Origin of the sequence: Bacillus sp. SRB3LM, from assembly GCF_015712745.1 — a bacterium.
Classification (GTDB): domain Bacteria; phylum Bacillota; class Bacilli; order Bacillales; family Bacillaceae_G; genus Bacillus_A; species Bacillus_A thuringiensis_K.
On the sequence record NZ_VWVQ01000114.1, the window covers coordinates 43867 to 58198 of the forward strand.

Below are 14332 nucleotides of genomic sequence, written 5' to 3' on the forward strand. Positions count from 1 at the left end.
TACCCAAAAGCTACTTTCAACTATGAAAGTAGCTTTTCTTTTCCTTTCTCCTTCTTCGGAAAAATAACATATGAAAATGAAATTGCTGTATCAATTAAAAATACAATCGCCCACACTTGGCTGACGCGACTTGCAGCTTTATTTAAAACGATTCCCGATTCTAACCAATTACCCCATTTTTCAAATGGAATAAATCCATACGCGAAGTAAAAGAATATGTGCACACCAACGAATAAAACAAGATGTAATACCCAATTTTTTATTTCCTGCTTCGCATAAGCCATACCTGTTAATTCTACGTGCTCTTCCATAATTGGCGCTGGTTCATTCCGCCATTTCGCAACTAGCTTTTGCGCAAATATATCAAGCTTCTTCAAATCCTTTTTCCCGTAGAAAACTGCATACAATAAAATAATTACAGTAATGATCTGAAAGTTAGAGAACTTTCCTGTTTGATAATAGTCCACTACTCCTAAGGATAAAATGAACACTTCATTTACGAGTAGTACAATCCCCATAATAAAGCTTGCCTTCTTCAAACGGAATCCGTAACGGAGTAAAAAGAAACCGATAGCCGATAACCAAAATACAATCTCTGCCCCAATTAAAAAATACCAACGATATTCTGCGAGTATACTCATTTATCCTTCTCCTTTTCATCATATATACGAAAAGCTTCATCCATATATAATAAAAATTCTTCTTCAATTGGATACATGCTCATTTTCTGTGAATCTTCCTTCGATTTTCTAACTTCCCATAACTTATCTAAAAATGCTTCATCACCATTGGCCATTTCTAAACACTTCTGCATTAATCTCTTCGTTGCCCTTTGTACCTCATCACTCGCGACTTCTTTGCCGTATTTCATAAAAGTGCGTAATTGCTTTAATACATCTACCCACTCTAAAACATTCGGATCTTGTTCACTCATATTTGGCAAATTATGAAGCAATTTTTGTTCTTCCTTTGAAAACACTTCATTTTGAAATATTTCACGTATACGAGAAGACTGTTTTGAAAGCTGAATCAGTTCAAACATAACTTTCCAATCAAGTTCTCCCTCTACATCTACCGAATAAACAACAGCTTGTAAAACACGCTCCATTCGATTAAACTTCTTTTGTTCTTCCTGTACAAATCGAAGTTGTTTTTCAAGCAAATCCTTTAAATTAAGCTCACCTTTTACTAACATATTCGCAGACTCTTTTAATGAAAATCCCATTTCCTTTAAAAATAAAATTTGTTGCAAACGAATAACGTCATTTTCACTATATAACCGATGCCCGCCTTCTGTTTTCCCGCTCGGCTTTAATAAATCTATTTGATCATAATAACGTAATGTACGTACTGTTACCCCTGTTTCTTTCGTCAATTGTTGTATTGAAATCACTACCATCACCTCTTCCCCTTCATTATAAAAGATGACGTTACGTCACTTTCAAGCCTTTTGTAAAAAAATACAAAAAGCTGTTTATACTCTTCGTATAAACAGCTTTTACGGAAATAATCCTTTTTGTACAGCGCGCCCACAAAATAAAATAAGTGCTCCAACAACAACACTCGTTGCCGTTTTATGATAATGGGCTAATAATAATAAATAATACGATAAACCTACAGTACCAATCATAATACACATACTCGGCACTGGATTACGAGAAAAGTTTTGCATTCCCCAAAGAAGCGAAAATATAGCTGTAGCGACACATAACACCGGTAATCCCATCCCAGTTCTCCTTTTTCTATCTATTATTCCTTGTTGCTAACACGCTCGTTGATGCGATACTAATTAATAAATCAAAACCAATCCTTATATATTTAAACGTTTACTCTAATTGAAATCTCTCAAGCTTATCATTTATTTTCTTTCTCCTTACTCCAGCGTAAAGATTTCCTCCACCTTCACTCCAAAATATTTGGCGATTTTTAAGGATAGCTCTAGACTCGGGTTGTAATGATGATTTTCAATCGCCACGATCGTCTGCCGCGTCACCTGCATCGCCTTTGCCATTTCAACTTGTGTTATATGATTTTGCTTTCTTAATTCTTTTATTTTATTTTTCACACCCATAGAATCCACCTTCAAAAGTAGAGATATCTTTACTTGAATTATAAATATTTTCCAATTTTAAGTAAAGATATCTTTACAAATTTCAGAAAAATATTTCACTGAACATCTACTCTAACGAAGTACAAGAGTAATTCAATTTATATCAGCGATTTCCCAAATATATCAGCGCAACTTAAATTATATCGGCGATTTCCCAAATATATCAGCGCAACTCCATTTATATCGGCGATTTTTCAAATATATCGACTTACCGACAAATATCGACATCCGTAGCGCTACTATAATCATAAGAAAAAGCTGTCCCCAAATACCTTCAGGAACAGCTTTCTCCTCTACTACATAAATCCTAACGCATATACAAGAACGTATCCAAGAACCGATAAGCAAATCGAGCCAATCAGCCCTGCCACGAATGCTTTACTTCCTAACTTACGGAACGTTTTAAACTCTACATTTAAACCGAGCCCCGCCATCGCCATTGCGATTAGCATATAAGCAATGACAACAATGTATCCCGCAACAACTTCTGGAATAATCCCAAGCGAATGCACTGCACTCATTGCTAAAAACCCGAAGATGAACCACGGAATTGGAAGTTCGCGCCATGATCTTTTTCCCTCGCTACCTTCACTCTTACCAAACCATAATCCGATTAAAATCGCTACTGGTACAAGCATTGCTACGCGCGTTAGTTTCACGATAACTGCGATATCTACAGCCGTGCTTCCTCCTGGCGCCGCAGCCGCAATTACGTGAGCAATTTCATGCAGTGTCGCCCCTGAGAACACTCCATATCCGTATGGAGATAGGCCAAGCACTGGATATAATAACGTATAAATAAGCGTAAATATGGTACCTAAAATCGCGATGATTGCTGCCCCAACTGCTGTTTCATCGTCCTTCGCTTTCACTTGCGGTGCAATTGCCACGACCGCGGCTGCGCCACAAATTGCCGTACCGCATGCTGTTAAAATCCCAAGTTTCTTTTCTACTTTAAATACTTTCGTTAGCCCGTATACAACAAAAATAGTAAATGTAATAACAACCGCCGCGATGACCAATACTTTCGGTCCCGCCTTCGCAATATCAACAAGATTTAATCGCATTCCAAGTAAGATGATCCCAAAGCGCAGCAACTTCTTACTCGCAAAGTTCGTTCCTGCTATCGCATCGTGAGGAACTCCAATTGCAGCGCGCCAAACCATCCCAATTAGAATAGCAATTACTAATTGTCCCATAATATTTAAAAATGGAAGCTCTGCTAAATATTTCGCGGCAATTGCGATTAATAATGTAATCCCAATTCCTTGCGAAAATCCAAAACGCTTCTTCTTTTGTATAACAAGTGTTTGTTCCATTTTGAACCACTCCAATAATCGTATTGGAACATGCATGTTCTTTCTACTTACATTATAAGAGAGTTTCTATAATAAGTTTAATACCAATACCAAATCTCTATCATCAGAAATACTTATGATAAGATGATAGAAAAAGAAAGGAGCCCATTATATGAACGTAGACATTTTAAAAATTTTTGTTACTGTCGTTGAACAGAAACACTTCTCCCGTGCAGCAGAATTATTAAACCTTTCACAGCCTGGAGTAAGTATGCATATACGCAACTTAGAAAACGAATTTGGCACTACGCTTATTCAACGCTCCCCGAAGCACGTCCAAGTTACTGAAGCTGGAAACATATTATATATACATGCAAAGCAAATGCTCTCTCTTTACGAAGATGCTAAACAAGAAATTAATGAACTACATAACGTTGTAACAGGAACACTTCGCATTGGTGCTAGTTTTACAATTGGCGAATACTTACTTCCAAAAATACTGGCTAACTATGCGAATGAAAATCCACACGTCGAAGTTCATACTTTCATCTCAAATACAGAAGACGTTTTGCAAAGCCTTCGCTCTAATCAAATTGATATCGGCCTAGTGGAAGGACAAGTCGTATACGCCGACGTAGATGTTGAAACATTTATGCAAGATGAAATGAAGCTCGTCGTCCCGCCAAATCATCCATTACTCCGCACAAATGAAATAAATGAAAGTACACTCCAAGATCAAGTATGGGTATTAAGAGAAAGTGGTTCTGGTACACGCGCTTATAGTGACCGCTTTATTCATCAACACCATTTAAAAATGAAACGATTCTTTACATTCAGTAGTATCCAAAGCGTAAAGGAAGCTGTTAGTGCCGGGCTTGGCATCGCTATCCTTTCTGATTGGACTGTACGGAAAGAGCTATTAGCAAAAGAACTATTCCACGTCGAAGTTCCAAATGAACAACTAATCCGTCCGTTTTCCATCGTGCGCGGTAAATATTTCATTCCATCTAAAGCCATTCAAGTGTTCTTAAATCATGTAGATTCTTTTGCGAAAAAACAGAGTTGACCTTCACATTAGTGTGAAGGTTTACAATACATGTAAAAGGAGTGAAATACATTGCGAATTGGAGAATTATCAAAAGAAACTGGCGTTAGTGAAAGATCAATAAGACATTACGAAGAAAAGGGACTACTCCCTTCTAAGCGCCTCGCAAATTGCTACCGTGATTTTAATGAAAGTGCCATCGAAAAAGTGGAGCTTATTCAAATGTACTTACAAATTGGCTTAAATTTAGAAGAGACGGCAAGGATGCTGCGTTGCCTTGCAATTGAACCGCACCTGTACGACAATCCGTGTAGCAGTATCCTTACGCTTTATGAAGATAAACTCAATGAAGTAACAAAGCAAATCACATTGCTTTCCAACATCCAAACGAATTTGCAAAAACACGTTTCACTCCTAAAACAAGCAAAAGAAAAGGGATGATTACATGTTTGTTATACATGGCAGTTCAAGACAAAACGGAAATACAGAAGCTTTAACACATATGATGATAGAGGGCATTGAAACAGAACAAATTTACTTGCGTGATCATACCGTCTATCCTATTACAGACCAACGTCATGATGCAGAAGGATTCCAACCTGTAAATGATGACTATGAGCAGTTAACGAAACGCATGCTAGAGCACGACACAATTATCTTTGCTACACCATTATATTGGTACGGAATGAGTGGACATATGAAAAACTTCGTTGATCGCTGGTCACAAAGCTTGCGTGATACATCTCTTCATTTCAAAGAAAAAATGAAAGGCAAAAAAATGTATGTTGTCATCGTTGGCGGGGACAATCCAAAGCTAAAAGCATTACCGCTTATTGCTCAATTCCAATATATCTTTGATTTTGTTGGTTCTTCATTTGAAGGTTATGTTATTGGGGATGCGAATGGACTAAATAAAATTAAAAACGATGCTGAGGCGCTGGCAAAAGCACAATTGTATAATAATAAATTCAAAAATAGCGAACAGAAATAAGTTTGACAAACCCTTTTGTATGCGCATACAATAAAAGTAATATTATGAAAGGAAGGTACTTTGACCAATGAAGTTCTAATTCTCTTATTTATTTCATCCATCACAAATAGTGAACAAAAATGATGAAAACTAGCAGGGGATTAGTCTGTCCATTTGTCGATACTTTCTTTCGAAACGATCATGTAAAAAATCGTTTATTTATGTACGATTTTTTACATACAAGGGCGACGTTTATCCTCTCTAGTGAAACTAGGGAGGTTTTTTTATGACTATTTTATTCGCAAGTAATATTGAAAAGAGCTTTGGTGATCGCACACTCTTTACATTACCATCACTGGAAATTCAAGCACAGGATCGCATAGGAATTGTCGGAGTCAACGGAGCTGGTAAATCTACGTTATTACAAATATTAAGTAAAGAAATAGAAGCTGACAGAGGCATAGTAACTCATCATAGTTCTATCGCCATCATTCCTCAGCTTAGCGAAGAACTACCGGAAACCGCTTCTTCTCTCGCAAAAGGAAAATGGAGTATTTCAAACGTTACCGACGCAATGAGCGGCGGTGAACGAATGCGGCTAAAGATTGCTCATGCTCTCGAACAAAATGCAGGCATTTTATTCGCTGATGAACCAACAAGCCACTTAGATATGGTCGGTACAGAGCAATTAGAAAAGGCACTTTCATCTTATAAAGGGGCACTTGTTTTAATATCGCATGATCGTGAATTTCTAGATAATATATGTACCAAAATTATTGAAATTGAAGACGGTATTATTCAAGAGTACAAAGGGAATTATTCAAACTATTGAAAACAAAAAGAACGTGAACGAATACAAAAACAAGCAGAATATGAGCAATATATACAAGAAAAAAATCGTTTAGAACAATCCATTCTACAAAGAAAACAACGTGCTTCTAACATGACAAAAATCCCAACACGGTTCAGTTCATCTGAATCTAGACTTTATAGGTTAAGTGGGGCTCATGGCCAAGAACAAGTTAGCAAAGCAGCGAAAGCATTAGAGACACGTCTCGAAAAACTAGAAAAGAAGGAAAAACCAAAGGATCTTTCTCAAGCTCAATTTGACGTACAATACCATACACCCATTCATAGTAAGGTGGCAGTACAATTCAATAAAGCAACAAAGAAAATAGGCGACCGCACACTATTTAAAAATATGAATGGAACTATTGCCCCTGGTGCAAAGCTTGCCGTTTTAGGGGCAAATGGAAGCGGCAAAACCACTTTGTTCAACATGCTTCTCACAAACGAGCGTGGCATGCAGTTATCGAAAAGTTGTAAAATTGGATACTTTGAACAAACATTATCTATTTTAAAAACAGATAAAACAATTTTAGAAAATGTTCTAGAAGAAACAAACTATACGGAAGCATTCGTTCGCACAATACTTGCGCGGCTTCTATTCCGCCGTGAGGATGTTCATAAACCTGTGCACATTCTAAGCGGGGGTGAACGAATGAAGGTTGCACTCGCAAAAGTATTTTTAGGAAACTATAATATGCTTCTGCTCGATGAACCGACAAACCATTTAGACTTAGCAACGCAAGAAGAATTAGAAACCATGTTACAGGAGTATCCTGGCACTATACTTTTTATTAGCCATGACCGTGCCTTTATTCGCTCTGTTGCAGACCATATTCTCCAAGTAGATGAGAGTGAACCAAGAATCTTCCACGGTAATTACGAGCAATACACAAAAAGAACCAGCGGAGATTCTGTAAATGTTACTGAACAAGAATTGTTACGATTACAAACAAAATTAACAGAAGTCATCGGCCGGATTTCCATTCCAAATCATCACGATGACATCACATCTCTCGAACAAGAATATGCAAAATTATTAACTCAAATTCAAAAATGTAAAGAAGCACTCTAATGTCTTCCCTATATATCGACGGGACCTTCCGCATTTCCCAAGAAATATTGAAACTTCGACATATAAAGTAAAAAGCCGTGCATCAGCACAGCTTTTTACTTTTATATACGGACAGCAGTCCCGCTCACAGCAACCATTAGCATTCCTTCGCGAACTACTTCGTAATCCACGTCTATACCAACAATTGCATTCGCATTTTTTTGTCTTGCGAAAGTTTTCATTTCTTCCATTGCGATGTCGCGTGCTTCTTTTAATTTACTTTCATAAGCGCCCGCACGACCGCCGACAACGTCACGAACAGAGGCGAAAAGGTCACGAACAATATTCGCGCCCATAATCGCTTCTCCATTGACGATATCGATATACTCAATAATTTCTTTCCCTTGAATTGTAGACGTTGTTGTTACAATCATACTTTATAGCCTCCCATATGAGATTTTTACCTACTTATGGTGCACTAATTCAGTACAAATTATATTTACGAACTAAACTGAGCTTCGTATAACCTACTATATCCTCCGCCTTGCTCAATTAATTCATTATGTGAACCTTGTTCTGCAATACCATCTTTATTTACAACGACGATGCGATCTGCATTTTTAATCGTTGCAAGTCTGTGAGCGATAACTAATGTTGTACGACCAACAGATAGCTCCGCAAGCGATTTTTGAATTGCAAGTTCTGTCTCAGTATCTAATGCAGAAGTTGCTTCATCCAATATTAAAATTGGAGGGTTTTTCAAGAACATACGAGCAATAGCTAGACGCTGCTTCTGTCCACCTGAAAGTTTCACGCCGCGCTCACCGATAACAGTATCTAAACCGTCCGGCTGTGAGTAAATTAAATCTTCTAACTGCGCACGTTTTACTGCCTGCCAAATTTCAGCTTCTGATGCTTTTAAATTTCCGTAAGCAATATTTTCACGAATTGTTCCTGAGAATAAGAACACGTCTTGCTGCACAATTCCAATTTGCTTACGAAGTGAAGATAACGTCATATCTTTCGTATCAATACCATCAATTTGAATCGATCCAGATGATTGCTCATAAAAACGTGGTAATAGGCTACATAACGTCGTTTTCCCAGCTCCTGATGGTCCAACGAACGCCACTGTTTCACCTGCATGTATTTTCAAACTAATGTCATTTAAAATCGGTTCTTTGTTTTCATATCCGAACGTAATGTTGTTATATTGAATATCACCATGTACATGTTTAACTTCCATTGCATCTTTAGAGTCTACAATGTCAGGCTCTGTTTCAAGAAGCTCTACATATCTTTTAAAACCGGCGATTCCTTTCGGATAGCTTTCGATTACCGCGTTAATTTTTTCAATTGGGCGGAAGAAAATATTCGTTAATAGAACGAATCCGATAAATCCACCGTACGTTAATTCTCCTTGCAGAACAAACCATGTACCGCATATTAAGACGAAGAGCGTTACGAGACGCATGAGCATATAACTAATCGATGAATTTAACGCCATAATTTTATACGCCATTAATTTCGTTGTACGGAAACGAGCGTTGTTCACAGCAAATTGCTCTTTCTCAAACTTTTCATTTCCGAATGCTTGTACAACACGAATTCCCCCAACATTGTTCTCAATGCATGCATTAAAATCAGCAACGTCTGAGAATAAACGTCTAAATGTACCTGTCATTTTTTTATTGAAGTAAAGTGCTAACCATAATAGGAATGGAATGACGAAGAACGTTAATAACGCTAACTTCCAGTTGATCATCATCATAAATGAGAATGCCCCAACTAAAGTCATTACGGCGATAAATAAATCTTCTGGTCCATGGTGAGCAATTTCCCCAATTTCCATTAAATCGTTTGTAAGGCGTGAAATTAAATGACCTGTTTTATTATTGTCAAAAAATCTAAATGATAGCTTTTGAATATGATCAAATAATTTCTGCCTCATATCTGTTTCAATGTTAACACCAAGCATATGTCCCCAATATGTAACGACATATTGTAAGCCTGCATTTAACATATAAACTGCGAGTAAACCGAAACAGGCCCATAAAATAAGCGTCCAGTTTTGCCCTGGCAATAACTTATCAATAAATTGATTTACGATAAGCGGGAAGCCAAGTTCTAATAATCCTGCGACAACCGCACAAGAAAAGTCGAGTATAAATAAACCTTTATATGGTTTATAGTACGAGAAAAATTTACGCAGCATATCTTACCTCCATTTTCCAAAATTAAAAAGACTCACTAAATGATAACCATTATCAAATAATTATTCAAGTTATCCGTCTATGAAACTGAAAATAAGCTTTCCGACAGTTGTCTTTTTTTGCCGGAAAGTCAATATATTCGAATAATCGCCGATATATTTCGAGTTGCGCTGATATATTTGCAAAATCGCCGATATATTTCAAGTTGCACTGATATATTCGGATAATCGCCGATATAAATTTCATTTACTAACTATCCTCCCCCCAAAAAACAAAAAAAAGGTACCACCACAAGGTGATACCATTCCTTCTATTACATCGCTTCCGAATCCCACTCATGCTCCTGTTCAACGAATACAATACCTAATTCGTGATGTCCACCAGCATATAATGCAGTTTGTGCAAGACGAAGCTCACCATTTGTATCTAATACTTCTAATTTACAAAATGCTCCTGTCGTCTTCGTTTGAAGCGCATCATAAAATTCCTCGGCGCTTTTTGGAATGACTCCATTTACTTTCGTAATAATTTCTCCAGGAAGTAATTTCAGCTCTGCTCCAATTGTATTTGGAATTGTATCTAATACAACGAGCCCATCATTGCGTGCAGCAAAATACGCTGGTCTTGTTTCATCGGCAATTTTTTCTTGCATCGAAATTGTGAAACGCCCAAGCATAGCGACTCCCATCGCGATAATTGCAAGTACGTGCCACCAGTAGCTTGCGATTCCTAAAACGAGCACAAGTCCCGCTAACCCATAAACACGTCTTCCTGTAAATAATAAAGCTTCCGTCGGCTCATAACTTTTAATCTTTCTCATAAATCCAATTAAAAATGGAACGAGGAATAGAGAATATGTATTTGACCCTATTGAAACGATAGGCCACCATGAAATAAACTGCGTTACCGCATCACCCGGTACAAGAATAAAAATAGGAACGATCCATAAACGCTTTGATTCGTGTAAACCAATCTTTAATCCACGCTTCCCCTTCCTAATCTTCGGCGTCGAATATCCTACTGCGTTTTTAGAAATCAATAAGCCTTCTACAATAAGCATCACGCCTAGTAAAATAACAAGGGATACAATGGTACTCTCTTCACCTTCTCGAAGCTGTAAAAAGGAAACTGGTAGCTTAGAAGATAATAGAACACATACAATCGCAATGCTAAATGTATAAGCTGCCGATAAATATCGATACATAGCCGTTAATCCAAATAGTAACGTCCAAATTAAAATGGCCCATAAGCTTGCTTTAGAAACAACAAGTCCAAGCCCAATCGTAACAATAGACACTACTAATCCATATCCAATCCCTGCAAATAGAGAGGTTCGCAGTTCAAACCAAATATCATAAACTTTAAAAGAAAAATCTTTTCGTTCTCTTAACATACGTAAGTATCCAACGAAGATACTACTTATTACAAATATATAGACAGCAGGGTGTAAGAAAAAACGTCCAACTGCCCGCATTATTTCAAAAATCCACGCCTCCATGAACTCATTCACCACCATTTATATCATTCTTTCTTTTTATATTATCATAACTAAACAAACGTTTGTTTAACACAAAAAAATACAGGCAGCAAACTGCCTGTATTTCTTCTTATTTTGCCATTAATTTTAATGCTGACTGTAATTGTAGATCATTTTCTCCAGAACGGATTTTTTCGATAATTTTAGTTTGAATCGCTTCAGCTGTCTTTTTATCAAGCTGTCCTGTCGCTTCCATCTCATTTGCATTTTGGAATGCTTTCAGAGCCGATTCTGTCTCTTTACTAAAGTATCCATCTTCACGACCTGGTACATACCCTAAGCTCTTAAGCATTTCTTGAGCATGTTTTACTTGTACATCATTTGAATTGTATGAAAGTGTTTTTTCAATTTGAATTGGTGTCGCATGATAATAATTTGGTTGCTTCACTTCTACTGTTGGCGCGATTCCTTTTTTATGAATCCAGTTCCCATCCGGTGTTAACCATTTAAACATCGTTAATTTAATGTTGCTGCCGTCTTTAAATGGAACAGCTTGCTGGACAGTACCTTTACCAAATGTCTTTTCACCAATTAAATCGTATCCTTCTCCTTCTTTTAGCGCACCCGCTAAAATCTCTGAAGCAGAAGCACTTCCATTATCAATTAATACTGAAATTGGATATGGTTTTCTCTCTTTCAGTTCTGTAGAGAATTTCTTCTTCTCACCATTTCGCTGCTCTACTTGTAGCATCGGCTTTTTATTCGTCATAATTTCCCCTAGTATATCTTCTACACTATTTAAGTAGCCACCAGGATTACCACGCACATCAATAACTAAGCCTTTTATATTTTTCTTCTCTAACTCTTTTAACTGATCCTTAAATTCTTTCGCTGTATTTTCAGCAAAAGAAGTGATTTGCATATAACCGATATCTTTTCCGCTCTCTTGCTTCACAGAACTAAACACTGTAAAGATCGGAATCTTTTCACGCTTAATTTTAAATACAATCGGATCAGTTACTCCCGCACGTTTAATTTCAATTGCGACAGTCGTTCCCTTTTTACCACGAATTTTTAATACTGCTTCTTCACGTGATAAGTCTTTCACACTGTTTCCATCTACAGATAAAATTTGGTCATTCGGTTTAATTCCTATCTTTTCTGCTGGTGAACCTTTAATTGGCGATACGATAATAAGCTTACCGTCCGTCTTGTTCACCTCAGCCCCAATCCCCTCTAATTCGGGATCAAGCGATTCACTAAACTGTTTGGCTGTTTCTTTATCCATATACGTGGAATAAGGGTCCTTCAGCGTAGACAACATACCTTGTATTGCACCTTCAACTAACTTTTCATCTTTCACGTCTTCCACATAACGTGAATCAATTAGTGCATACGCCTCATTAATTTTTGCCAAATTCCCTTGCGCAGTGCTAGCATTCCCACTCGAAATTGTTTGCGTTACTTCTGATGGGTTAACCCCAAATACAGACATGCCTGCAAACATTCCGCCAGCACCAATTAAAAATGCAACAACCATTCCAATAATTGCAACTCTACGTTTCAATGCGGAATTCCCCTTTCCAAAACACACAGGTGGTGTAGCAAAAGGCATCACACAGTGTGTGATGCCTTTACCTATTTCTACTATATGATAAGCTTGTACGAATTATGTTTGCAACTTTTTATACTTTTAAGAAGCGACGAATTGACATTACACTTCCCCACATACCGATTAAAGCACCGATTAACACTAGTAAACCAGCTAATTGGAATACGAACGGACTGTATGGTAGAAGCTCGAAAATTGTTCCGCCAAGTTTTTCATTAAACACACCTTGCAACGAATTATACGTAATTAGAATTAGGCCAATTGGAATAATTGATCCTAATACTCCTAAGAATAATCCCTCTAGCAAGAATGGCCAACGAATAAACCAGTTTGTTGCACCAACAAGTTTCATAATTTCAATTTCTGTACTACGAGCATAAATTGTAATTTTAATTGTATTAGAGATTAAGAACATCGCTGTGAATAAAAGACCAGCAATTAACGCAATCCCAATGTTACGACCAGTTTTTACAGTATCAAATAATCGTTCAACTTGCCCTTTTCCGTACTGAACATTACTAACAAACTGCATTTTTTCAACCTTCTTCGCGATTGTCGCTGTATCGGTTGGTTCTTTCGCTTTTACAACGAATACGTTTTTAAGTGGGTTATCTTGTTCAAATAACTCAAACGTTTTTCCACTATCACCTAAGCTTTTAATTAAACGTTTTAACTCTTCTTCTTTAGAAGAATATTTAATAGAATCTACTTTTGCAATCTTACTCATATCTTCTTCTAATTTCTTTTGATCCGCTTCTTTTGCAGCTGGATCAATGTGTACACGAATCTCTACATCTTGCTCTACTTTCGTCGCAAAATGGTTCATATTCATAATCGCTGTTAAAAAGACACCTACAAGTAATAATGTAACTGTTACTGCACTAACAGAAGCAAATGTCATCCATCCGTTACGTGATAGATTCTTTACACCTTCTCGCAAATGTCGACTAAGGGTCTTAGCCTTCATATCCGTATCCTCCCTCAATCTCATCTCGAACAATTTTTCCGCCTTCAATCGCGATTACACGATGACGGATTGTATTTACGATATCTGCATTATGCGTCGCCATAACAATCGTTGTGCCGCGCTCATTAATGCGAGTAAAAATATTCATAATATCAAGAGCTGTTTCAATATCTAAGTTACCTGTTGGCTCATCGGCAATTACAACCTTTGGTCTATTTACAATTGCTCTTGCAATAGCCACACGTTGTTGCTCCCCGCCCGAAAGCTCACTTGGAAGTGCGTCTGCACGATCTTCAAGGCCTACAAGACCTAGAACTTCTGTTACACGCTCACGAATTGCATCTGGTTCTTCTTCAATTACTTCTAAAGCAAACGAAACATTCTCATATACCGTTAATTTAGGTAGCAATTTGAAATCTTGGAAAATTACGCCTAATTGGCGACGGAAATACGGAACGTCTCTTTCTGCCAATGTTTCGATAGTAAGTCCATTTACATTAATAGATCCTGTAGATGGTTTCTCTTCACGATACATCATTTTAATAAATGTAGATTTCCCGGCTCCACTCGGTCCAACTACGTATACGAATTCACCTTGTTTAATGTTAACTGTAAGACCAGCAATGGCTTTCATACCATTCGGGTACTCCTTATAAACATTCGTCATTTTTATCATTATTTATCACCCAATACTTAATGATTTTTTTCGAAATACTTTTCTGTACATCTGAAAATAAAAG

The 14332-nt window shown here is 37.3% G+C and carries 14 protein-coding genes and 1 pseudogene; 4 read left to right on the forward strand and 11 right to left on the reverse strand.

Features of this window, described 5'->3' with window-relative positions:
- Positions 1-20: 20 nt before the first annotated feature.
- The 5 genes from F3I02_RS32620 to F3I02_RS32640 form a co-directional block, all read right to left on the reverse strand.
- Entirely contained in the window at positions 21-641 is a 621-nt protein-coding gene (locus tag F3I02_RS32620) for a hypothetical protein (protein ID WP_000025199.1), read from the reverse strand.
- Positions 638-1399 carry a MerR family transcriptional regulator gene (locus F3I02_RS32625; RefSeq protein ID WP_046946627.1) on the reverse strand — a complete coding sequence of 254 codons (762 nt, stop codon included), beginning with the start codon at positions 1397-1399 and terminating at the stop codon, positions 638-640. The genes F3I02_RS32620 and F3I02_RS32625 overlap by 4 nt, the downstream gene beginning before the upstream one ends.
- A 99-nt stretch (positions 1400-1498) precedes the next feature.
- Entirely contained in the window at positions 1499-1726 is a 228-nt protein-coding gene (locus F3I02_RS32630; RefSeq protein ID WP_196478812.1) for a hypothetical protein, read from the reverse strand.
- 147 nt (positions 1727-1873) lie between these two features.
- Positions 1874-2071 (reverse strand): helix-turn-helix transcriptional regulator, encoded by a 198-nt coding sequence (locus F3I02_RS32635; protein WP_000538364.1) that lies wholly within the window; start codon positions 2069-2071, stop codon positions 1874-1876.
- 335 nt (positions 2072-2406) lie between these two features.
- Positions 2407-3429: a YeiH family protein gene (locus tag F3I02_RS32640; RefSeq protein WP_196478813.1), complete on the reverse strand. Its 1023-nt coding sequence runs from the start codon at positions 3427-3429 to the stop codon at positions 2407-2409.
- Between the two features lie 151 nt (positions 3430-3580).
- Here F3I02_RS32640 and F3I02_RS32645 point away from each other — a divergent pair, with 151 nt between their 5' ends.
- From F3I02_RS32645 to abc-f, 4 genes and pseudogenes are all read left to right on the forward strand, one after another.
- Complete coding sequence (locus tag F3I02_RS32645; protein WP_001099987.1) at positions 3581-4474, forward strand: LysR family transcriptional regulator; 894 nt, start codon at positions 3581-3583, stop codon at positions 4472-4474.
- A gap of 51 nt (positions 4475-4525) precedes the next feature.
- Entirely contained in the window at positions 4526-4894 is a 369-nt protein-coding gene (locus F3I02_RS32650) for a MerR family transcriptional regulator (protein ID WP_196478814.1), read from the forward strand.
- Between the two features lie 4 nt (positions 4895-4898).
- A complete protein-coding gene (locus F3I02_RS32655) occupies positions 4899-5444 on the forward strand; it encodes a flavodoxin family protein (protein WP_089148674.1) in 546 nt (181 codons plus the stop codon).
- A 265-nt stretch (positions 5445-5709) separates the two neighbouring features.
- Positions 5710-7344, forward strand: a pseudogene (abc-f, locus tag F3I02_RS32660) (ribosomal protection-like ABC-F family protein).
- A gap of 101 nt (positions 7345-7445) precedes the next feature.
- Here the strand turns inward: abc-f and F3I02_RS32665 are convergent.
- From F3I02_RS32665 to ftsE, 6 genes are all read right to left on the reverse strand, one after another.
- Positions 7446-7757, reverse strand: coding sequence for a heavy metal-binding domain-containing protein (locus F3I02_RS32665; protein WP_000637523.1), 312 nt, complete (start codon positions 7755-7757; stop codon positions 7446-7448).
- A gap of 65 nt (positions 7758-7822) precedes the next feature.
- A complete protein-coding gene (locus tag F3I02_RS32670) occupies positions 7823-9538 on the reverse strand; it encodes an ABC transporter ATP-binding protein (protein ID WP_000944620.1) in 1716 nt (571 codons plus the stop codon).
- A gap of 311 nt (positions 9539-9849) precedes the next feature.
- Complete coding sequence (locus F3I02_RS32675; RefSeq protein ID WP_000388611.1) at positions 9850-11034, reverse strand: PDZ domain-containing protein; 1185 nt, start codon at positions 11032-11034, stop codon at positions 9850-9852.
- Between the two features lie 109 nt (positions 11035-11143).
- Positions 11144-12580: a S41 family peptidase gene (locus tag F3I02_RS32680; protein WP_000830313.1), complete on the reverse strand. Its 1437-nt coding sequence runs from the start codon at positions 12578-12580 to the stop codon at positions 11144-11146.
- Between the two features lie 118 nt (positions 12581-12698).
- A complete protein-coding gene (ftsX, locus tag F3I02_RS32685; protein WP_000645027.1) occupies positions 12699-13592 on the reverse strand; it encodes a permease-like cell division protein FtsX in 894 nt (297 codons plus the stop codon).
- Positions 13582-14268: a cell division ATP-binding protein FtsE gene (ftsE, locus tag F3I02_RS32690; protein WP_000594321.1), complete on the reverse strand. Its 687-nt coding sequence runs from the start codon at positions 14266-14268 to the stop codon at positions 13582-13584. The genes ftsX and ftsE overlap by 11 nt, the downstream gene beginning before the upstream one ends.
- Positions 14269-14332: the final 64 nt, after the last annotated feature.